Source organism: Bacteroidota bacterium (assembly GCA_016183775.1).
Taxonomy (GTDB): Bacteria; Bacteroidota; Bacteroidia; order JABDFU01; family JABDFU01; genus JABDFU01.
Genome location: JACPDY010000001.1, coordinates 32,191 through 56,848, shown reverse-complemented (window position 1 = coordinate 56,848; position 24,658 = coordinate 32,191). Strand labels below are relative to the sequence as shown.

Genomic DNA, 24,658 nt, shown 5'->3' with positions numbered 1-24,658 from the left:
AACCATAACTTTATTCGTAAAACAACAAATGTGCAAATGAAAAAAGAAAAAAAATTAAATGGAAGAAAAGTTAAGCCCCGGACTTCATCGAAAACATTATCCGCCTTTAAGAAATCAAAAATGAAAGTGCCGGAAGATATTTATAACCGGCCACATTCAATGATGTACGAAGATTTGTTTAGGATGTGGTAAAATATACTATGAAATTTACGAAGTAAAATCAAAAGGGCATGAACCATAGATTTTTAAATATTTCCTGCAAATATGGAATATTAATGCTCTCCACTATTATGACAGATATGAATGGCAAACCTGTACCATTTGTTCTTTTCCAGGTCGGAGCACCGGGCGTGAATCTTTTTATTACTGAAAAGGGACTTACGTATTGCTTTATGGAAGAAGTAAAAGATGCTTCGACGGCGCTCAGCATGGAAAACGAACGCGAAGAAAAAACGGGATTACCCGTACCTACGGAGGAGGAAGGCGAATTTAAACCATTTAACTGGAGCCGCATTGACATGGGCCTTGCAGGAGCTTCTATTAAAAAATCGAATATTATAACCGAAGGCAGATCAAATTCTTTTAACCAGTACTACCTGGGTCACCTGCCTGCCGGCAAGGCAGGTTGTCCAGATGGGGTATTGGATGTGCATAGTTATACAAAAATTACTATTAAAGAAATCTATCCCGGTATTGACTGGGTATTTTACAACAGCGGCGAAAAAGGATTTAAATATGATTTTGCTGTACATCCCGGGGCTGATCCCGGTAGTATTAAATTACTTTACCGGTCCGGCAAGCGCCTTCATTTTGACCAAGAAGGCAATATACAAATACAAACACCATACGGCACATTAACCGAAAACGCGCCGATAAGTTACATTAAAGAAACCGGTGAGAACATCAGAACTAAATTTGTAAAAACAAAAGTAACTACTTGCCGCCCCACACAGGTTGATGAAGGGTACGAAACACAAGTTGTATTTAATTTAGAACACGGAACCCGGAACCTTGAACCCGGAACCCTAATCATCGACCCTCAACTTGTTTGGTCAACATTTTACGATGGCGCAAGTTCTCCCAGTTGGACCAGTCAGGATGGAGGTTTCATGGATATTGCTACTGATGCAGCTGGCAATCTATTTATTTGTGGTTATACAGGTGGCAACGTGACTCAGAATACTTTTCCTACAATAAATCCCGGAAACGGCGCTTATTTTCAGGGAGTGTACGGAGGGGGGGCTTTTTTCGCATATTTAGATGCAGTGATTTTAAAATTTAATCCATCAGGTGTTTGCCTTTGGTCAACTTATTATGGTGGCGGCGAAAAAGATCTCGCCAATTCCATAACTGTTGACAATGCCGGAAATGTTTTTGTAACGGGGTATACGGGATCCGGATATGACCCCATTTATAATTCATCAACAGCGAATTTTCCCACTCAAAATCCAGGTGCGGGAGCATACTTCCAGGGGGCATTTGCAGGAGGTTCCGGGACTATGAATGGTTCCGACGTCTTTATTCTGAAATTCAATAATGCCGGAGTTCGTCTGTGGGCCACCTATTACGGAGGTGGTGGAGATGACCGAGGAAATTCTATAATTACGGATAATGCGGGAAATGTGTTTGTGACAGGGTACACAATCTCTCATTATAATACCCCTCCCCAAACTACTTTCCCAACTCAAAACGCCTTGGGAGGAGCATACTTCCAGGGAGCAAACGCAGCCAATGGAACAGATGCGTTTATTCTGAAATTCACAAATTCGGGAATAAGGCAATGGGCAACCTTTTATGGCGGTTCTGCGGAAGATACCGGCAACTCCATAGCTGTGGATGGAATTGGAAATGTATTTGTAACAGGAAAAACAGGTGCAACTAAAACGCCATCAAATAATTTCCCCACCAATCCGGGCCCGGCAGGGGCATACTTTCAGGCTTATGGCGGGGGCCCATTCTCAACTGTTTGCATGTGTTATGGATTGTATGGTGGAGACGCTTTTATTTTAAAATTCAGCAGCAGTGGCGTTCAGCTTTGGGCAACTTTTTATGGCGGTTCTGATTCTGATGTTGGCAATTCCATAGCCACCGATTGCAGCGGTAATGTTTTTGTAACAGGTTCAACTAAATCAACCGATCTACCTACCCTTAATACCGGCGGAAATTCCTACTATAAATCAATATTAAGTGGCAGCAACGATGCGTTTATCCTTAAATTCGACAACGCCGGAAAAAGGCTTTGGGCAACTTATTATGGGGGTGCTATGAATGAATACGATGATGGTGTTGTACCGGCTATACCAACCTGGAGCAATATACAAACGGATGAATGCGGGCATCTCTTTGTGTCGTTTGAAACAGGGTCATCCGACATTCCTGTGCAATTTCTTTCAGGAGCCTATTTTGACGGAACTTTTAACGGGTATAACGATATTTACCTGGCCCGTTTTTCCAATACAGGAGTTTTACAATGGGGTACCTATTTCGGCGGCGATGGGAATGATTTTCGAAGCCCAATAGCGTTAGATGATTTCGGAAATTTGTTCGTTGCCGGAGAGTGGACTATTAATAATATCCCATCAATAAACAATGCTACCTATCCGCTTACAACTCCGGGTGGAGGGGCTTATTATGATAATTCATTCAATGGCGGCAGGGATGACATGTATATTGCCAAACTTGGTTTTGAGCCGGAAATAAATAAGCTGGAAAGCCGGCAGGATAATCCTGTGGGATGCAGCGCCTGCAACGGAAAAGCAAAAGTAACCGCCAAATGCGATATGGCCGGCTTAAGTTATGTATGGAGTACCGGACGAACTGTTTTGAACATCACGGCGGCATCCGATAGTATATCCGGTTTATGCGCGGGTAATTACTGGGTTGAAGTAACTTCCGCCTGCGGGGAAAAAGACACAGCCTGGTTTTCACTTAGCAATGTTAATTGCGGATGCAGTATGTCTGCCTCCATTATTGAAAGCCCCGGTATCAAATGTATAGGCACAACAGGAGGCGCGATAGTAACAGTAAGCAACGGGCCCGGCGGCCCTTATACCTATAATTGGAGTAATGGCACTAACGCCATTACTTCTTCGACCTTAAATCAGGCAACAAACTTGCCAGCCGGAACATATACTGTAAGAGTAATTACCGGTTCCTGTGTCTCCGTATCCTCCGTAACGCTAAGTCAACCACTTCCTGTTATCCCTAAAATTACCCAGCCGGTTTGCGCGGCAAATTTAGGTACAGCCACAGCAAGCGCCACAGGTGGATCCCCTCCTTATTTGTACTCATGGAGTACCGGCTCCACATCACCAGCAGCAACTGGATTAAATCTGGGAACATATACAGTTACCATTACCGACTCCAAAGGATGCACTTCATCTGAACTCACATCAATTAAGGAACCAATGCTTGTGGGTCCTAGCAGCGGAAATATTACCTGTAGCGGGTACAGTTATGCAGGCATAACCACTAATTTTGGCACATCCCCTTATACTTACAGCTGGAGTAATGGCTCTACAGTAGGAGGAAATTGTGGCAACCCCTGCCTGAATAAAAACCTCGCGGCGGGAACATATACAGTTACAGTAACCGATGGTAATGAATGTACAGTTACCCGTTCGGTTACCATTACAGGATCAAGTGCAGCTTCAGCAACTTTTACTGCCCCGCCAGCCTGCATAAATCAGGCCACTTGTTTTACACATACGGGTTCTGCAGGCACACATACGTGGTCCATTGGACCACCTGTGAGTGTAAGCGGCTCAACAACAAATTTTTGTTATACCTTTTTAACCGCAGGTACCTATAGTGTTACCCATACAGTTTCAAACGCAGGATGCACCAATACAGTAACCCAATATATAAATGGAACTAATTGTAATGGCCCAACGGTTACAGCTACCGGCACCTCTGTATGTCCGGGCTCCTGTGCAGCAATAACATCAAGTAGTACAGGCGGCACCGGCCCTTATACCTATTTGTGGAATAACGGCGCAACTACACAAAATATAAACCCCTGCCCTGCTGCAACTACAATATATACTGTAACCGTAACCGACTCCGGCGGAAATACATCTACTACAACCGCAGTAGTCAATGTTAATCCTTCTGTTAGCTTAAGCACAACTGTAACCAACATAAACTGCAACGGTAGCACAAACGGCAGCGCGAATGCAAATCCAAACAATGGTACGCCAGGATTTATTTACACCTGGAGTAATGGCGGAACAACATCTCAGATCTCAAATCTCACATCTCAGATCTACACAGTTACAGTAACAGATAGCAAAGGTTGTACAGCAACATCAACAGCCACTATAACTTCTCCTCCACCCTTGTCAGGACAATTTACAAAAGGAACAGCAAGCTGCAGTGGTTGTGGATGCAAAGAATGGATAATTATTAACGCTGCAGGAGGTACAAATCCATACAGCTACACATGGCCGGATGGATATGTGAACAGGTATAAAAATCAGCTTTGTCCGGGAACATATACAATTAACATTAAGGATAAGAATGGATGCAGTGTGAATGTTAATCTTACAGCACCCTGATTAATAAGACAATGCTATACCCATGAAAAAACTTTTCACATACCTACTTTTTTTTCTCGCAGGCCTTTCATTGTTTGCAGCAAAAACAGAGAACGAAGCTGAACTCAAAAAGCAGGCACAGCAATGGCTGAAAGAACAACCCGTACAATTTACAGAGAACAAAGGACAGATGACAGACATGCAGGGAAAACCTGTACCCTTTGTTTTATACCAGGTAACCGCACCAGGCATGAACCTCTTTGTTACAGAAAAAGGACTTACTTATTGTTTCATGGAAGATATAAAAGACGCTTCGACGGGGCTCAGTGTGACAAAAGATGAGGAAGAAAAAGAACCGGAAGGATTACACCGAGGCAATAATAAAGAAAAAAATAAACAAGGCGAACCGTACGGATCAATAGAAGAAGATGCTTTGACTACGCTCAGTACAGGGGAAGAAGAATTTAAATCATTTAACTGGAGCCGGATTGACATGGACCTGGAGGGTGCCAGCATTAAAAAAGAAAACATTGTTACGGAAGGCAAGTCTTTAATGTTTAACCAATATTTTCTGGGACATTGTCCCAATGGAGTGACAGATGTACACACATACTCCAAAATAATTATTAAAAATGTATATCCAGGCATCGACTGGATATTTTATAACAGCAATAACAAAGGATTTAAATATGATTTTGAAGTACATCCCGGTGCTGTTCCAGCGAACATTAAATTGCTTTACCGCTCAGGAAAAAAACTTCGGTTTGATGAACAGGGAAACATTGAAATAAAAACGCCTTACGGCACATTAACAGAAAACGCGCCGGTTAGTTACATTAAAGAAACAGGGGAGAGCATCAGAACTAAATTTGTAAAAACAAATGTAAACTCTTGCCGACCAACGCAGGTTGATGAAGGGTACGAAACTTCTGTTTCGTTTCATCTCTTATCTCACATCTCATATCTCACATCTACTTTAATCATCGACCCACAGCTTATTTGGAGTACTCTTCTAGATGGCGCAGGTGCTCAAGATGGAGGTATCATGGATGTTGCCACTGATGCAGCCGGCAATCTATTTATTTGTGCTTACACGGCTAGCGGACCGAATGCCGGACAAAATAGTTTCCCCACATTAAACCCCGGCGGCGGAGCCTATTTTGACGGAGTGTATGCGGGAGGATTTCAAGGATTTGACTTAGTTATAATGAAATTTACTTCTGGAAGTGTTCTTCTTTGGTCTACTTTTTATGGAGGAAACGGGTTTGAAATGCCACAGTCTATGGCAACGGACAATATGGGAAATATTTTTGTAACAGGGCGCTCAGAACGGGTTGACAATGTCGCTCCATTCCCCACGTACAATCCCGCTGGTGGTGCATATTTCAGCAATGGTTTTTCTAATAAAACCGATGTTTTTATCCTTAAATTCAGTAATTCCGGAATTCGCCTTTGGGCCACTTTATATGGTGGTGGGAATACTGACTGGGGAAATTCTATCGTAACAGACAACATGGGAAATGTATTTGTAACGGGATGGACAAACTCAATGATGACAGTAGGAAATCCCCCACAATTTCCAACTTATAATCCGGGAGGAGGGGCCTATTTTCAGGTACCAAACAGTTCTGGTATGATGGATTTATTCATTCTAAAATTTAACAACACAGGTATACTCCTATGGGCAACTTGTTATGGCGGAAATGAAGATGAGGCAGGGCATTCAATTGTTGTTGATAATTTTGGAAATGTATTTATAACAGGAGTAAGCGGAGTTTTTGAAAACCCCTCCCTAAATTCATCGTCTTTCCCTATATACACCCCGGCAGGAACATATTCCCAAAGTTATGGAGGAGGATCTAATTACGCCGGTGTATTTAATGGAGATGTTATCATTTTAAAATTCAGTAATAATGGGGTGCGCTTGTGGGCGACTTTTTATGGCGGAAAGGGAAATGATTATGGCTATTCTATTGCCACCGATTGTAGCGGTAATGTTTTTATAACAGGTTCAACCAAATCAACCGATCTGCCTACCCTTAGTCCAGGCGGAAACTCCTACTATAAATCAACATTAAGTGGCTACTCCGATGCATTTATCCTTAAATTCGACAACAACGGAATGCGTCTTTGGGCAACTTATTACGGGGGAAGTTCGGCAGAATACTCACTTGGCCTACTGCCTTCAATTCTTGCGCGGGGGCCCGCAGAACTCTTAACTCATAACAATATACAAACAGATGAATGCGGGCACCTCTTTGTGTCGTTTGAAACAGGGTCATCCGACATTCCTGTGCAATTTCTTTCAGGCGCTTATTTTGACGGCACTTCTAACGGGAGTAATGATATTTACTTAGCTCGTTTTTCCAATACAGGAGTTTTACAATGGGGTACCTATTTTGGCGGCAATGGAAATGATTTTCGAAGTCCGATAACGTTAGACAATGTCGGAAATTTGTTTGTGGGCGGAGAGTGGACTGAATTCAATTCCGCAGCAGTAAGCAACACTACTTATCCGCTTGCAAATGCCGGTGTCGGAACCTATTTCAATAATTCATTCAATGGTGGCAGGGATGATATGTATATTGCCAAACTTGGTTTTAAACCGGAATCTTCCACGACGCTGGAAAGCGAACAACATAATCCTATTGGATGCAATGCTTGTAACGGAAAAGTAAAGGTAACCGCCCAATGCGATATGCCAGGAATAAGCTATATATGGAGTACCGGACGCACAGTTTTAAATACCGCAGTTACCTCCGACAGCATATCCGGCTTGTGTGCGGGTAATTACTGGGTTGAAGTAACTTCCGCCTGCGGAAATAAGGATACGGCCAGGTTTTCTCTCAGCGATATTAATTGCGGATGCAGTATGTCTGCCTCCATTGTTGAAAACCCAAGTATCAAATGTTTCGGCGCAACAGGAGGCGCAATAGTAACAGTCAGCAACGGGCCCGCCGGACCTTATACGTATAGCTGGAGCAATGGCACTAAGGCCATTACTTCATCGGTCTCAAATCAGGCAACAAACTTACAAGCCGGAACATATACTGTAACAGTAAATACGGGTTCCTGTGTCTCAGTATCCACCATTGTACTAAGTCAGCCCACTCCGCTTCTTCCGAAAATTACCCAACCGGTTTGTGCGGCAAATTTGGGTACAGCCACAGCAAGCGCATCAGGTGGATTTCCTCCTTATTTGTACACATGGAGTACCGGCTCCACATCACCAACGGCAACCGGTTTAGGTTTGGGAGCCTATTCTGTTACCATTACCGACTCCAAAGGATGTGCCTCATCTGAACTCACATCAATTTATGAACCAATGTCTGTTAGTACCAGTAGCGAAAACATTGCCTGTACCGGATACAGTTACGCAGGGGTAACTGCTTCAGGTCCCACATTATACTCTTATACTTACAGTTGGAGCAACGGTTCAACAGTAGGAGGAAATTGTGGCAACCCCTGCCTGAATAAAAACCTTGCGGCGGGAACATATACAGTTACAGTAACCGATGGGAATGGCTGTACTGTTACCCGTTCCGTTACCATAACAGGATCAAGCGCGGCTTCTGCAACCTTTACCAGCCCACCTGTTTGTTTAAATCAACCATCCTGTTTTACCCATACCGGTTCTGCAGGCACTCATTCATGGACTATCGAAGCTCCTGTGAATGTTAGCGGAACAACAACAAACTTCTGCACCACTTTTTTAACCGCCGGAACTTACAGCGTTACTCATACTGTAACTAATGCCGGCTGCACAAACGCAGTTACCCAATATATAAATGTTACAAACTGCAATAGCCCAGCTATAACTACCACAGGCGCATCTGTTTGTCCGGGCGTGTGCGCAACAATAACAGCGAGTGCTGTAGGAGGAGCCCCTCCATATACCTACCTATGGAGCAACGGTGTGACCACACAAAACAATACACCGGCACCATGCCCTTTAGTTACTACTACCTACACGGTAACAATAAAAGATACCGGTGGAAATACATCCACTTCAACAGCAGTAGTAACAGTTAACCCTGCAGTAACTGTTAACACAACTGCAACCAACATAAGCTGCAATGGTGGTACAAACGGCAACGCGAATGCAAATCCAACCAGTGGTACGCCCGGGTTTACATACAGCTGGAGTAATTTAGTTTCAGGTTCAACTGTTTCAGGTTTGAGTGCTGGAAATTATACCATCACGTTGACAGACAGCAAAGGTTGCACCGCAACTTCAACTACAGCGATAACTTCTCCTCCTCCCCTTTCAGTATTATTTACCAAAGGCACGGCCAACTGTATTGGTTGTGGTTGTAAAGAATGGATAATGATAAATGCAACAGGGGGTATAGAGCCCTATAGCTACACCTGGCCGGATGGATATGTGAACCGGTATAAAAATCAACTTTGCCCTGGGACATATTCTATAAATGTAAAAGATAAAAATGGCTGCAGTGTTAACGTTAATCTTACAGCACCGTGATTAAGGACAATACTATACCCATGAAAAAAAATTTCACATACCTCTCTTTTTTTCTCACAGGCCTATCCTTGTTTGCGGCAAAAACAGAGAACGAAACTGAACTCAAAAAGCAGGCGCAGCAATGGCTCCACAACCAACCTGTAAAATTCCTGGAAAACAAAGGGCAGATGACTGACATCAACGGCAAGTCGATACCTTTTGTATTGTTTAAAGCCGAAGCCCCTAATATTGACCTATATGTTACCGAAAAAGGATTAACATTTATGTTATTTGAGAAAGAAGAAGCTGAAGGAGAAAGGGAAACGAATAGAGCCGCAAGTGATCTCTTGACCTTAAATACAAACAGAGTCCGCGTGGATATGGATCTTAAGGGAGGAATTATTAAAAGTGAGAAGATAATAAAAGACGGGGCTTCGGCTTATTTTAAACAGTTTTACTCCGGTAATGTTTATGGTGGAGTTACTGTCAGGGAATACGACAAAATAATCATTCAGGATGTTTATCCCGGAGTTGACTGGGTGCTGTATAATACAAATGAATCGGGATTTAAATATGATTTTGTAGTACATCCGGGTGCTGACCGCAATCAAATCCGACTGCTTTATCGTTCAAAAAACAAATTGGAAATTGATGAACAAGGCAATATAAAAATTGAAACTCCTTTAGGACTATTGACAGAAAAAAATCCTGTGAGCTATGTAAAGGAAACGGGGAAGATAATTGCAACACGGTTTAATAAAACAAAAGTTAACAGATGCAGCCCTAACAATACCGACGAAGGGTTTGAAACAGAAATTTCGTATCAAATTGATCCGGGATGTATTAATATGCAGCATCAGACTTTGATCATTGATCCACAGCTTTCATGGGCAACATTTTATGGTTCAAATCAAAATGAGGGAGCTATTGATATTTCAGCAGATGTAAATGGAAATATATATGTTGCGGCTTACACCTTAAGTCCCGGCCTTACTTTACTTGATCAGGGTGGCGGCGCATATTTTCAAAATGTAGGCCCTGTCGGATATAATTATCATGGCCTTATTCTCAAATTTAGCAATAATGGGGTGATGCAATGGGCTACTTATTACGGCGGAAGCTGTCATACAGAGCTATATGGTATTGCCTTTGATGCCACAGGAAATGTATTCGTTGTAGGATGGACTTGTGCAGGAGATTTAAATACACTGGGGCGCATGGTAAATCCAGGCGGCGGTGCATATTTTCAACCCGGCATACGTGGATATGATCCATTGATCCTGAAATTTAATTCCGGCGGAACATTAATATGGAGTACCTCTTATGGGGATACCAATGTCAATGCCCTCGGATGGGAAAAGGCTACTTCGGTTGCAGTAGATAATAGTGGCAATGTATATGTAGTTGGAGGAGCTGATGGCCCTAATTTAAATTTACTAAATGCCGGAACATACTTCCAGGGGAGTGGCGGAGGCAGGGATGCATTTATAGTTAAGTTTTCAAATGCGGGAGTTTTATTATGGGGTACTTATTATGGCGGTACGGGAGGAGACTTGGCGAGTTCTGTTGCTGTTGACAACATGGGTAACATTGTAGTTATTGGAAGGACCAGCTCAACGGATCTGAATGTATTGGGCCGCCTGGTCAATCCCGGAGGTGGCGCGTATTTTCAAAATACCAATGCGGGCCTGGATGATGCATTTATTTTAAAATTCAGTAATAGCGGAGTATTGCTTTGGGCAACTTACTATGGAGGAAACAACAATGAAGTTTCTGCCTTTGGGATAAACTTTAGTATAAGTTTTTCATTAGCTATTGATAGAGCGGGTAACATTTTTGCTTCAGGGGGTACCACTTCAACAAACTTAAATGCATTAGGCCGCCTTGTCAATCCAGGTGGTGGTACATATTTTCAAAACACCAATGCTGGCCAATCTGACGCTTTTATTTTGAAATTCAACAATAGCGGAGTATTGCTTTGGGCAACTTATTATGGCGGCACAGGAATTGAATCAATGTTAGCCAATCAATATTCTGGCTCAACAAATTCCAATATTGCAATAGACAATTGCAATAGGGTATATGTTACTTTTGAAACCTCGTCGACTAATATCCCGGTTAAATCTCTTTCTTGTTCATATAGTGCATCATACAAAGGTGGCTTCAATATGTCAAGCGGAAATACGAGTCCTTTTATGTCATACGATATTTTCATAACGCGCTTCTCTAATTCCGGGGTATTGGATTGGACTACACATTTTGGAGGCAACGGAAGTGACTTTCGCTGTCCATTGGCAACAGACAACAATGGAAATTTATTTATTGCCGGAGAGTGGAGTTCCGTGGGACATGAGTCGGATGCAACTTCGGGAGGAGTTGTAAACAATGCAACTTATCCCACAACTAACCCGGGTGGCGGAGCTTATTTTGATAATTCACATAACGGAGATGATGATGTATATATCGCAAAATTCATTCCGGAAAAACCTGCTTATATACAAAGCCAGGTTAATGTTACTGGTTGTGGCTGTAATGGCAGTGCCACCGTGGTTGTAAATTGCGCTATTCCAAATTACAGTTATGCCTGGAGCAATGGCAGCAGCACGATAAACGCAAGTACCAACAGTAATACTGTTACGGGACTTTGCCCGGGTAATTATTGGACGGAAGTAAAAGATGCTTCATGTATAATTAATCGTGATACTGTTTATTACACTATAACCGGAGCAGGAAGTGTATTAACACTGGTTACTACACCCACTTCCAATACCTGCTCTTTCTCCAACGGAACAGCAACAGTAGGTACAACGGGCGGCACAGCACCGTATACTTATATATGGAGTAACGGGCAAACTACCAGTACATCCAGCGGCCTGGGAGCAGGTTCCTATACAGTAACTGTTACAGACAATGGCGGTTGTGGCGGCTCACAATCAGTAACTATAGTTCCATCGGGCGGAATAACATTAACAACAACTGCAAGTAATACACTTTGCTATGGAAGCATGACCGGAACTGCATCAGCAAACCCTTCAGGAGGTACTACTCCGTATACTTTTTTGTGGAGTAACTCACAAACTACATCTGTAGCAAACAACATTGGAGCGGGGACCTATACAGTAACAGTAACTGATAAAAACGGCTGCACAGCCAAACAAACTGTAACTATCACCCAGCCTCTGCAACTGGTTGCGGGTTTTACAACGCAATGGTCATGCGGGAATAATAGTGGTACTGCAACTGTATACCCTACAAACGGAACACCATCTTACTCCTATTTATGGAGCAATGGCCAGGCATCAGCAACAGCCAACGGATTAAATATCAATCCATATACGGTTACTGTAACAGATGCTAACGGATGTAGTGTTACAGGAACAGTTACTCCGGTATTTCCACTGTCACTTACAGGATCAAGCACAAATATCACTTGTACCACAAGTGGCAGCGCATCAGTAACGGTAAATGGAAATGCAGGAGTACCTTATACCTATAATTGGAGCAATGGCTTTACTACACAAAATGCTTCCGGCCTTGCTACCGGCAACTATACGGTAACAGTAGCGGATGTCAATGGGTGTACTGCGACCAGATCATATTCCATTACAGGCACAAGTCCTGTTTCTGCTGCATTTACAAATTCTCCTGCTTGCCTGGGCGCCGCGGTAACCTTTACCAATATAGGATCAATAGGCACGTATAGCTGGGTAATTTCTCCATTAACACCTGCAAATGTAAGCGGTACAACCGCAAATTTCTCTTATACTTTTTTAACTGCCGGGGTATATAGTGTTACCCATACAGTAACGAATGCAGGCTGCAGCAGCACAATAACACTGAACATTACTATCACCAATTGTAATGGCCCAACAGTTACAGCTACCGGCAGCTCGGTATGTCCGGGTTCCTGCGCAGCAATTACATCAAGTAGCACAGGCGGCACAGGTCCTTATACCTATTTGTGGAACAATGGCGCCACTACACAAAATATAAATCCATGTCCTGTTACAACCACAATTTACACCATAACTGTAACTGACTCCGGGGGTAATACGTCCTCCTCAACAGCAGTAGTTACAGTTAATCCTGCTGTTACTGTAACCATAACACCAACCAACATAACTTGTAATGGTGGTACAAACGGTAGCTCATTCGCAAATCCAGGAGGAGGGACTTCACCCTTTGCTTATAACTGGAGTAATGGATTGGGTTCCGGGTTCCAGGTTTCAGGTTTGAGCGCGGGAAATTATACCGTTACAGTAACTGATAGTAAAGGCTGCAGTGCAATATCAATAGCTACGATACTTTCTCCACCTCCTTTAGCCGGACAATTTACAAAGGGTACGGCAAGCTGTAGTGGTTGTGGCTGTAAAGAATGGATAATGGTAAATGCTGCAGGAGGTACTAACCCATACAGCTACACATGGCCGGATGGCTATGCGAACCGGTATAAAAATCAACTTTGCCCGGGAATATATTCCATAAACGTGAAGGATAAAAACGGATGCAGTGTTAACATCAGCCTGACAGCTCCATAATAATCAGGGATGACATCGCTTGGAAGCGATGTCATCCCTGAAATCATTGCAGTGTGAGTATTAAACTGGCAGCCCTGATCAAAAGATGTAACGAAATTAATAAACCGTTAGAAATTGGGTTTAAGCAAATATTGCGCATAAAAATCAACAATTACTTTCACCGCTTCATCAGCCGAATCAACTACTTTAAACAGATCAAGATCTTCAGCACTGATGTTATGTTCTTCCAGAAGCATGGTGGTTTTAATCCAATCCAATAATCCTGTCCAGTATTTTTTTCCGGCAAGTACAATTGGGAAGTGAGCTATTTTAGTGGTTTGTATCAATGTAAGGGCTTCGAATAATTCATCCAGCGTACCAAAGCCTCCCGGCAACGCGATAAAACCCTGTGAATACATAAGGAAGATAGTTTTGCGCACAAAAAAATAATCGAAATCGATTATTTTATCTTTATCAATAAACGGATTTGAAGACTGTTCAAAAGGCAGAACAATATTTAAACCAACTGATTTTCCGCCGCCGGCTTTTGCACCCCGATTGGCGGCTTCCATAATTCCGGGACCTCCGCCTGTTATAACACCGTATCCTTCGCGTGTAAGTTTAAAAGCGATCTCTTCGGCAAGTTTATAATACTCACTTTCAGGTTTGGTACGCGCGGATCCGAATACGGAAACACAGGGCCCGATCTTTCCCATCTTCTCAAACCCATTAACAAACTCCGACATTATTTTAAATATTTTCCAGGAGTCGGTAGCTTTAACTTCCTGCCAGGTTTTATCGGCAAACGCTTTACGGATCTTTTCTTCGTTTTGATTTATGCTCATGGTATAGTCTATTTATATCAACTTGTTAATTCAGGAAACCATTACAAATTCTTTTTTCAGGTATTGAGCTGTGTAACTCTGTTTATTCTTTATTACTTGCTCAGGAGTTCCTTCACATATAATTGTTCCACCCCCACTCCCACCCTCCGGACCAAGATCAATAATATGATCAGCAACTTTAATAATGTCCATATTGTGTTCGATCACTAAAACTGTATTACCATGATCCGCCAATTTATTCAGCACGTCCAGCAATATACGAATATCTTCAAAATGAAGTCCCGTAGTAGGTTCATCCAGGATATAAAAGGTATTTCCTGTATCACGTTTTGATAATTCTGTGGCCAGTTTTACACGTTGGGCCTCGCCGCCTGATAAGGTTGTACTTTGCTGACCAAGAGTAATATAACCAAGCCCGACTTCTTTCAAAGTTCGTATTTTCTGGATGATCGACGGAATACTTTCAAAAAACTCCACCGCCTGATCAATCGTCATATTAAGTACGTCGCTTATTGACTTCCCTTTATATCGTATTTCAATGGTCTCACGATTATAGCGTTTGCCATTACACGTTTCACAATTCACATATACATCAGGTAAAAAATTCATTTCGATGGTCCGTAAACCAGCGCCCTGGCAGGTTTCACAGCGGCCACCCTTTACATTAAAGGAAAACCGTCCCGGCTTATAGCCACGGATCTTTGCTTCCTGGGTTTCAGCAAACAGATTACGTATATCGGAAAAAATAGTGGTATAGGTTGCCGGATTTGAGCGCGGAGTACGTCCTATTGGAGACTGATCAATATCAATCACTTTATCAAGATACTCCAAACCTCTTATATTCTTGTATGGCAGAACCCTCCTGCTTGAGCGATAGAAATAATTATTTAAAAGCGGATACAATGTTTCATTTATGAGCGATGATTTCCCGCTTCCCGACACACCTGTAACACAAATAAATTTTCCCAGGGGTAATTCAATGGTGACATTTTTTAAATTATGCCCGGTTGCACCTTGCAATAAAAGCGACTTTCCTGAACCCGGTCGCCGCGAAGATGGTATAGCAATAGTCTTTCTTTCAGTAATATACTCAGAAGTAAGGGTATTATATTTAAGTAATTCCTCCGGCGACCCCTGGGCAACAATATGCCCGCCATGGATACCGGCTTTGGGACCAATATCAATAACATGATCAGCGGCAAGGATCATCTCTTTATCGTGCTCAACTACGATAACGGAATTGCCAATGTCGCGTAAATTTTTCAATGCCTGTATCAAACGGTAATTGTCACGTTGATGCAGCCCAATACTGGGTTCATCCAAAATGTATAATACACCAACAAGCTGTGAGCCGATCTGCGTTGCCAGGCGAATCCGCTGTGCTTCACCACCTGACAAACTGCGTGAAGTGCGATTGACGGAAAGATAATCCAAACCAACATCAAGCAAAAAGGAGAGCCGCGAACGTATCTCTTTCAGAATTTCATGAGCTATCTTCCTGTTTTTTTCACTGATACGGTTCTCAATGTTGGCAAACCATTTTTGCAATTCCGAAATACTCATCTCCGATAGCTCAGCAATATTCTTATCAGCCACCTTAAAATAAAGCGCTTCTTTCTTTAAGCGCGCTCCATTACATTTCGGACAAACTACAATATCCATAAAACCCTGCAGCCATTTCTCCATGGAAGGCGACAACTGTTCGTCTTCCTGCTGACGGGTAAGAAAGTTCACAATACCTTCAAAGTTCAGTGAATAGCTTGTAGAATTCCCTTCCGAATAAATTTTTACCTTAAACACCTCCTCCGAGCCAAATAAAATAATGTTGAATGCATCCTCTGTAATATCCTCCACCGGCGTATCAAGTGTAAAACCATATTTATCACCAATAGCTTCCAACTGACGAAATATCCAACTGTTTTTATACATTCCGACAGGAAGTATAGCCCCTTTTCTAATGCTGAGTTTCTTGTTCGGAATTATTTTATTCAGATCAATTTGCGATATAACACCAAGCCCGTTACACTTTGGACAGGCACCATAGGGTGAATTAAAAGAGAACAGGTTGGGTTGAGGTTCATCATACGATATGCCTGATGCAGGGCACATTAAAAACCGGCTGAAATGCTGCGCTTTACCATACTCATTATTGATCTTATTGGAATCGTAAGGCAATATCATTATTATTCCCTTCCCATGCTTCATGGCCAATTGAACCGATTCAGATATCCGTTGACGACCATCGGGTTTGACATCAATCCGGTCAATCACAATATCAATATCATGGATCTTGTACCGATCCAACTGCATCCGCGCTGTCATTTCCATGACTTCACCGTCGACCCGCACACGCAAAAAACCCTGTTTGCGTATTTGTTCAAACAATTCGCGGTAGTGTCCCTTCCGTCCCTTAACAATTGGTGCTAAAACAAGTATTTTTTGCCCGACATATTTTTTCGAAATCAGATTAATGATCTGGTCATCGGAATAACGTATCATTCTTTCGCCGGTAATATATGAATAAGCGTCCGAGGTCCTCGCATAAAGCAATCGCAGGAAATCATATATTTCAGTAATAGTACCAACGGTTGACCGGGGATTTTTATTTACAGTTTTTTGCTCAATGGAAATAACAGGACTTAGTCCCGTAATCTTATCTACATCCGGGCGTTCCATATTACCCAAAAACTGGCGCGCGTAAGAAGCAAATGTTTCGATATACCTGCGCTGCCCTTCGGCATAAATAGTATCAAAGGCCAATGATGATTTTCCGCTTCCGCTTAAGCCGGTAATGACAACTAATTTATTGCGGGGTATGGTTATATCAATATTTTTAAGATTATGCACGCGCGCACCGAAAATCTGCAGTACTTCGTTTTCATTATGGGACGGCGCTTTAGAGTCCATTGTCAGATGCAGAACCTTTTATTGTTGAATCACGAACAGAATCGATTTTCGAAAATATTTCTGCGCTATCTGCCTGTGTTGATGCTAGCCCCTGGTCAGCGAACTCATCCCACTCAAAAATATTGACGCCTTTACCGGGAAGTTCAACCTGATACACTTTTCTTCCTTCATTAATTAATGATGAAGATCTGAGCCAGGGATTAAGCAGTTTAAGTAATTTGTAATTGATCCCCTGGCTCAGGGCAAAATCAGCGAGGTCAGTTACCGATGAATCAACCGCCACATTCCTTGTAGGAATAGGCCGGTAAAGATCCTGTTTGCGAAGCATAAAACCATAAGCCTTTGGACGCGATAAAATATCTTTTACGGCAAGTACACGGAACATATAACGCGCCGTTTCGTCATTTAAATACAGATCATAATAATTATTCACCTTTTGCTTCTCCAGTTGAACGGCAACACCACTAATACCCATATTGTATGAAGCAGCAGCAAGTGTCCAATTGTTAAACTTTTTATATGCTTCCCTGAAGTATTTACAGGCGGCCTCAGTAGATTTCTCCATACTGTAACGTTCATCAACCATATCATTTATCTCAAGACCGTATGTTTTACCTGTCTCTTCCACAATTTGCCAGTAACCTGTTGCCTTAGCGGGAGAAATAATATTAAGGAGACCACTTTCAACAACCGCAATATATTTAAAATCATCGGGGATCCCGTTACGCTTAAGTATTGGTTCAATGATCGGGAACCAGCGGTTTGCACGTTTGAATAACAGAAGTGTTTGTGATTGCCAATAGGTATTGACAAGGAGCTCCCTGTCAAGCGATTCAACGATCGCAAAATCGTTCAGCGGAACTTTTTCACCCGAAAAACTCAAGTCCTTTGGAATATTTATTCCAACTGTTTTAAAATGTGAATTGAAATAATCCTTGCTTCCTGTATCCGAATTACCCGCGCCGGTTGAAAAATTAAACACCTTTACAACTACAAAAAGCAGCAGGAAACAACAAAAAGCGAGAAGTGATCTTTTTGACCGGTTCCAAAATATTTTAACCGCATCTATGATCTTACCTGGTATCAAAGGTTTTAGGTTTTGATATTTTTGAAATATAGAACAGCAGCCCAAAAACGAAAAGAAAATATACTCCGAAAATGGCAATGTGAATATACCCCCAATCAGCTATATAATAGATGATAAAAATCGTGCATAGCATGGAAATAAATGAAAGGCCTGCAAATACAAGAGAAACCTGCGTATCAGAGAGGCCCATATAAGACAGATGATGTGTGGTATGATCTTTCCCGCCGATAAAAGGTGATTGCTTACGCATCAACCGATTGATGACAACAGTTGTAGTATCACAAATGGGAATAATGAACGACAGGATGCTCACAAAGAATTGCTTCGATTGAACCAGGTGGCCGGTTGAATCAGATGAATTCCAGAAATAAAGGATCCCGATAGCAGCGAGAAATACGCCAAGAAACTGGCTGCCGGTATCTCCCATAAATAATTTGGAGGGATACCAGTTATAATACAGGAAACCGATCAGTGCGCCCATAATACCAAAAAGCAGGAGTACGTGGATATTCGTTGAAAAGTCATGATTCATGGCAATGATCAATAGTGCAGCAATAATAATAGTTACAGATACGGTTGCAGTAATGGCGTCCATATTGTCGAGCATATTGATTGAATTCATCATACCCACCACCCAGAATATGGTGAACAGGTAATTCGCCCATACATTCGGAAAAATATGTATGCCTATTCCTGAAATTATTAAGATCAATGCGCACAGAACCTGTGCCAGGAATTTCAATAACGGCTTGGTATTATACGCATCATCGGCTAAACCCATCAGGAATGCGACCGTGCATGATGCTACTATGCCAAGGAACTGATCATTGCCTATGATGGAAACATTTCCGTAAAAAAAAGAAAAGCCGGAAATACTTAAGAGGAATGCAACGTAAAATGAAATTCCGCCAACAGAAGGCTTTGACTGGGTATTCCAGCGGATGATGGTATCCTTTTCGTTCCGTATCCCGAGTGTTTTTGAGAATTTCAACAATAATCCATTCAGCAATATCGAAAATACTGTAATGATCACGAAAAACAATATGTAGGACAATAGCCTGGTATTTTCCATCGAAAAAATAATCCCATCAAGGGCTGCAAAGGTAGTCAAATAGGGGCTTAAAACAAACCCTGATACTCCTTAAAGGATATACCCTGCTGATCCTTTTCAGAAATTAAGGGTTGGTCGATTTCCCAGTCAATACCCAGATCCGGGTCATTCCACACAATACATACCTCGCTTGATTTACTATACAGGTTAGAACATTTATACACAAAAACAGTGTCATCAGCCAATGCGGCAAAACCATGCGCAAAACCCTCCGGGATCCAGATCATAGTTTGGTCGTGTTCATTCAGCTCGACTTTAAAATGCTTTCCGTAAGTTGATGAGTTTTTGCGGATATCCACAGCAATGTCAATTACGGCACCTTTCACAACGCGCACAAGTTTAACCTGTGCAAAGGGCGGAGACTGAAAATGCAAACCCCGCACGACATTTTTTTTTGAATGAGACTGATTGTCCTGAAGAAAAGTAACCGGAGGTAACTTTTCGTCAAAAACAACTTTATTATACGACTCATAAAAACACCCCCTTGTGTCCTCAAAAACCTTAGGTTTTAAGACCAACAATCCTTCAAGCGGAGTTTTAATGATATCCATCTATCCTCGTTTGAACCAATTCAGGAATCGCTTTAAAAAAGACCTGCCGGCCTTTGTATGCTGCTCGTCATAGTAGCCATAGCCATAACCGTAACCATAGCCGTAACCGTAACCGTAACCATAGTTATAGTACCCATAGCGGTTACCCTCAACATCAACACCATTAAGAATAATAGAAAGGCGCTTGATATGATTTTCGTTATATAGCCGATCAAGGTTTTGAATAAAATTTCTTTTTGAATATTCTGCACGAAATATGTATATCGGGTAATCTGCCCGCTGTATCATGGATATGCCATCCGTAACAAGGCCGATCGGAGGGTTATCAATAATGATCATGTCATACAATTCTTTCAGGTAAGTAAGTAATTCATCCATACGTTTACTGAGGATGAGTTCTGACGGATTTGGCGGAATAGGGCCTGCGGTAATGAAATCAAGATTCTCAAGAGAACTGTGCTGGATACATTCAAGAGGGCTGTCTTTTCCGATCAGCATGGTACTCATTCCTTTGATATTTTGCACATTGAACCCAAGGTGGATCTTTGGTTTACGCATATCAAGGTCAAGGATAATAACTTTTTTGCCTGAGTAGGCTATGATACCTGCAAGGTTGATCGCCACAAATGTTTTTCCCTCACCGGAGATCGTGGATGTCACAGCCATGATCTTGGGTCCGGTTTCAGTGGAAATGAATTGCAAATTAGCTCTGACTGAACGAAAAGCTTCAGCAATAAGAGACTTGGGATTCTTATCAACCAGTAACTGGGATACCGGAATATCCTTTTTATACCTGGGAATGATACCCAGTGCGGAGATAGAACTATTTGTTTGTTTGGATATCTGGTGCAAGGAGTTGATATCGTTATGCAGCAGGTAACGGATAAAAACAAGCAATAAACTGCAAAAAAACCCGAGCGAAATAGATATACTAAGCGCGACAGTCCTGTTCGGAGAAACAGGAGCCTTTGGAACTACGGGTTTTTCAAGGAATATATTCTTAGAAACATTACCTTCTTTGGATATGGAGTATTCTGTTTTCTTCTCCAGCAAAAGGATGTAATACTTTTCATTGATATTATATAAGCGCTGAAGTTTAGCATATTCCAGTTCATTTTCGGGAACCGCATAAAAATTAGCCCTCAACTCATCCGACTTGGTCTGAAGATTGCCAACCTTATCCTTTATGCGCTGTTCAAGCGAACGGATTGGTTCTATCAGCAGCTTTTTCTGAATTTCTATCTGGAAATTTATGGTCTTTATCGTTTCACTGTTCGGTGTAACCTCATAAAGCAGCTCCTCCTTCTTCACCAACAACTTCTGGAGGTTATCAACCGGAATGCGAATCGCAAGTTCATACTCAGTACCTGCCAGGATCGACAAAAGGTTATATGCATCAATTGATTGCGACATCTCTACCTTTTTGACCACATTTTCCAGGAGCTCAACCTGTATCTGGTTGGACACAATTTTATCTTCAAGTTCACTAACCCTGGATGCTTTGGCAGTAGCAACAACCTCATTTTCCTGAGAGGGATTTGCCTTTTTAAACTCCTGCAAGGAAGCCTCCGCATCGTGCAGTTTTTTACCCGAAATCTCAAGCTGTGCATCAATGAAACTGAGTATTTTTTCAGCACTTTCACTTTTACGTTCAATATCTGAAAGAATAAATTCATCGGCAATTGATTCAATAATGTCTGTTGCTTTTACCGGATTAGCTCCCTTGTACGCTATTCTAATAGTCTTTGCCGCATCACTCAATAACTTTACTTCCAACTTGGGAAAACACTGGTTTACCACACTCTCCATGGAGTTAATAGTAAAAAAGAAAGATGTTTTCTTTACAATACTTTGCTGATCAGCAATAGAATTATAATCACGGATGGTGACCTTAAAAGAAAAAAACGGCGTAGTCAGCCAAAGGTTCTCTTTAAAAGCAAAACTATGGTTTACTTCATTTGTAGTGAATGATATTTGTCCGGATGTTTTGTCATGGAACTCGATATGTATTTTAACACCCTGGACCGAAGGAACACTATTCGATATTTCAACAGTATAGGGTGTTGATGTATATGATTCCATACTTTTGAAAGTGCCTTCACTGAAATAGCCCACCTGCAATGGAAGTTTGGAAAGGGCCCGCTTCATGAAATCGCGCGAACGCAAAAATTCTATGGCCTGAGGAATAGGATTACTTTCTTCTGCTCCTATAGATTGAAAATTGAGTAACTTATTCGGAGTGTTATCTGATCGCAACTGTAAAATAGTGGAGGATTCATATATAGGCTGTGCATATCGCAAATACAGGAAACAGGAAAATATTGAGATCACCAAAAAAAGCAGTATCCATATAATACTTTTGGTAAGTATATGAACGAACAATCCCAATTCAAATTCGGAGCCTATTTTCTCTAATCGCTCTTTATACTGATCGAGATTTTGCTGCGAACTGGTGACGTCCTGAAACATGTTGGATCAGATAATTTGAATTATTTTCTCAGGTTTATTACTGTGTACACCAAAAGAAAAGAAGATATGATACTGATGATCGGACTGAGTTCAGTAACAATTCCCTGACTGATCCTGATACGTTGCTGAACATAAATAATATCATTTGATTGCAAAACGATATTCCCTTGTTTTAGTCCATCAATCGTAGAAAGATCTATATGATATACTTCGGACGGCTTACCGGGAGTCCTCCTGATCAGTTTTATCTGATACGCTTTTCCGTCGTATGATAATCCCCCGGCCATAGCCAGGCCTTCCAATAATGTAATATTATTATGATCAAGGATGATGACCTTGCTTGTACCGCCGGTGCCCGGGAATATAATTACCCTGCGGCTTGTGACCTTCAACAAAATAAAAGGCCTGATATAGTATAAACTATACTTCTCTTCGAGCATCAGTTGAGCCTCACGTATTGTAAGTCCCTTCAGTGAAATATTTCCAAGCACAGGGAGCTTTGCATTCCCCTCGACGTCAACTGTATAAGGAAGAGTTCCCTGATTTACATTAATAAAGCCCGGAGTATTTGTACTTGTAACATCGGTAAGTTTAAACCCGTCATTTGAAAATACCCTTAATTCAATAACATCATTCGGGGATATCCTATACTCCAGGTTAGCAACAGTATCTTTCATTTGAGAATATTGATAGCCTTTGGGGGTTTTCAGCATCAAACTGGGATTCATGATTCTGCAGCCGGTGAACACAATTGCGACAAGAAGAAAGGGTACTATTTTTTTCATAGCTATAGTGAAATACTAGTATGACATCAGGTTAAATTATTGATGTAGGCTAAAACGGACCCAAAAGTACTCAAAAATTATTAATTTGCTCATTTACAGCCTGTAATAAATTACCTTCAATGGAGTAAAGTATGGTAAAGTGTCTGCATTTCGGAAATAAGCCGGGTATAATGAAATTTTTCTTTTACAAAATTCCAGCCTTTTAAGCTGAATTGTTGACGAAGATTGTCATTTTCGACCAATTTTAACAACTGGTCGCAGTACTTTTCAGGTTCTTCTACGCCGGCAAGAAGCGCTGTCTGACCCTCCAGCACAATATTTTCAATACCACCAACATTGGTTGAAACAATAGGTTTACCTGCTGCCTGAGCTTCAATCAGGCTTACCGGAGTTCCCTCGTTAAATGAGGTTAAACATAAAATATCCAAGCCGGCAAGTGCCCAATCAACATCCATTATCCACGAGGTAAAAGTCAAGGCTGCCTTAGAAGAACTTTGGCTACCTTCAAAATACTTCAGTTTAAGAGTTTTCGCCTGTTCAATAATAGCGGGCTTCTCTTCTCCGTCGCCAATAATGAAAGCTCTTACTTTTTTTGTTGTATTATTTAAAACATATTGAATGGCCTGTAGGAATAATTTATGATTCTTCACAGGAACAAGTCGTCCGATAATTCCAACGGCGATCTCATCATCATCAATATTATACTGTTTTCTGAATGAAGTACGCTTTTGCTCCCCATTCTCCCGAAAACGGTCCAGATCAAAACCCAGAGGAATGACTTTTATTTTTTCAGCAGGTGCAATTTTATGGAGGTTGGCCAATTCATCTTTCTGTTTATCACTAATAGCAATAATAGCTGTGGTACATCTGGCTAACTGACGCTCAATAGCTTTAAAGATGGTTGTTCTGAAAGAACCGAAATAACTATGAAACACATGCCCGTGAAAAGTATGAACCACGACAGGAACATTACACGAAAATGCCGCCAACCTTCCCAGGGTTCCGGCTTTTGCCGCATGAGTATGTACAATATCAGGTTTAAAGTCTTTGATGATTTTTTTCAGCTCTCTGTACGCCACAAAATCATTGAAAGGATTGATCGAACGCTTCATTGAAGGAATGATGACCGGATCAATACCCAGTTTTTTCACAATGTAATCTGAGCTTGCTTCTGATTCATCTTTCATGCCGCCAATTAGCAATGTCTCAAATTCGGGTGCCAGATATTTAGTCAGGTATGCGACATTATATGTCGGGCCTCCAAGATTGAAACGGTTGATGATACGTAATACTTTTGGCATAAGGTTGCGAACTACTTAATGTTATTTCTCAATATTTGCTGGCAATTGCAATAAAATTGAATAACGAATATCGAACAAGGAATTTCGA

The 24,658-nt window shown here is 41.6% G+C and carries 12 protein-coding genes; 4 read left to right on the top strand and 8 right to left on the bottom strand.

The window, feature by feature from the left end; translation table 11 throughout:
• Positions 1 to 36 precede the first annotated feature (36 nt).
• From HYU69_00155 to HYU69_00140, 4 genes are read left to right on the top strand one after another with little or no spacing between them, the layout of a single operon-like run.
• Entirely contained in the window at positions 37 to 192 is a 156-nt protein-coding gene (locus tag HYU69_00155) for a hypothetical protein (GenBank protein MBI2268750.1), read from the top strand.
• 38 nt (positions 193 to 230) lie between these two features.
• The gene (locus tag HYU69_00150; GenBank protein ID MBI2268749.1) at positions 231 to 4,556 is read left to right on the top strand and encodes an SBBP repeat-containing protein; all 4,326 of its coding nucleotides are present in this window, start codon (positions 231 to 233) and stop codon (positions 4,554 to 4,556) included.
• 22 nt (positions 4,557 to 4,578) lie between these two features.
• Positions 4,579 to 9,018, top strand: a complete 4,440-nt coding sequence (locus HYU69_00145) for an SBBP repeat-containing protein (GenBank protein ID MBI2268748.1) — start codon at positions 4,579 to 4,581, stop codon at positions 9,016 to 9,018.
• Between the two features lie 20 nt (positions 9,019 to 9,038).
• Positions 9,039 to 13,535, top strand: a complete 4,497-nt coding sequence (locus HYU69_00140; protein MBI2268747.1) for an SBBP repeat-containing protein — start codon at positions 9,039 to 9,041, stop codon at positions 13,533 to 13,535.
• A gap of 107 nt (positions 13,536 to 13,642) precedes the next feature.
• Here the strand turns inward: HYU69_00140 and HYU69_00135 are convergent, their stop codons facing one another.
• The 8 genes from HYU69_00135 to HYU69_00100 form a co-directional block, all read right to left on the bottom strand.
• Positions 13,643 to 14,359: a TIGR00730 family Rossman fold protein gene (locus HYU69_00135; GenBank protein MBI2268746.1), complete on the bottom strand. Its 717-nt coding sequence runs from the start codon at positions 14,357 to 14,359 to the stop codon at positions 13,643 to 13,645.
• 30 nt (positions 14,360 to 14,389) lie between these two features.
• A complete protein-coding gene (uvrA, locus tag HYU69_00130; protein ID MBI2268745.1) occupies positions 14,390 to 17,266 on the bottom strand; it encodes an excinuclease ABC subunit UvrA in 2,877 nt (958 codons plus the stop codon).
• Positions 17,256 to 18,320: a transglycosylase SLT domain-containing protein gene (locus HYU69_00125; GenBank protein MBI2268744.1), complete on the bottom strand. Its 1,065-nt coding sequence runs from the start codon at positions 18,318 to 18,320 to the stop codon at positions 17,256 to 17,258. Before HYU69_00125 ends, uvrA begins: the two co-directional genes overlap by 11 nt.
• A 19-nt stretch (positions 18,321 to 18,339) precedes the next feature.
• Positions 18,340 to 19,407, bottom strand: coding sequence for an undecaprenyl/decaprenyl-phosphate alpha-N-acetylglucosaminyl 1-phosphate transferase (locus HYU69_00120; protein MBI2268743.1), 1,068 nt, complete (start codon positions 19,405 to 19,407; stop codon positions 18,340 to 18,342).
• 65 nt (positions 19,408 to 19,472) lie between these two features.
• Entirely contained in the window at positions 19,473 to 20,015 is a 543-nt protein-coding gene (gene rfbC, locus HYU69_00115; GenBank protein ID MBI2268742.1) for a dTDP-4-dehydrorhamnose 3,5-epimerase, read from the bottom strand.
• On the bottom strand, positions 20,016 to 22,484 hold the full coding sequence (locus HYU69_00110; protein MBI2268741.1) for a polysaccharide biosynthesis tyrosine autokinase: 2,469 nt from the start codon (positions 22,482 to 22,484) through the stop codon (positions 20,016 to 20,018). It abuts the gene before it with no gap.
• Between the two features lie 20 nt (positions 22,485 to 22,504).
• Positions 22,505 to 23,269 carry a polysaccharide biosynthesis/export family protein gene (locus tag HYU69_00105; GenBank protein ID MBI2268740.1) on the bottom strand — a complete coding sequence of 255 codons (765 nt, stop codon included), beginning with the start codon at positions 23,267 to 23,269 and terminating at the stop codon, positions 22,505 to 22,507.
• Positions 23,270 to 23,385: 116 nt separating this feature from the next.
• Positions 23,386 to 24,570: a glycosyltransferase family 4 protein gene (locus tag HYU69_00100; GenBank protein MBI2268739.1), complete on the bottom strand. Its 1,185-nt coding sequence runs from the start codon at positions 24,568 to 24,570 to the stop codon at positions 23,386 to 23,388.
• Positions 24,571 to 24,658 lie beyond the last annotated feature (88 nt).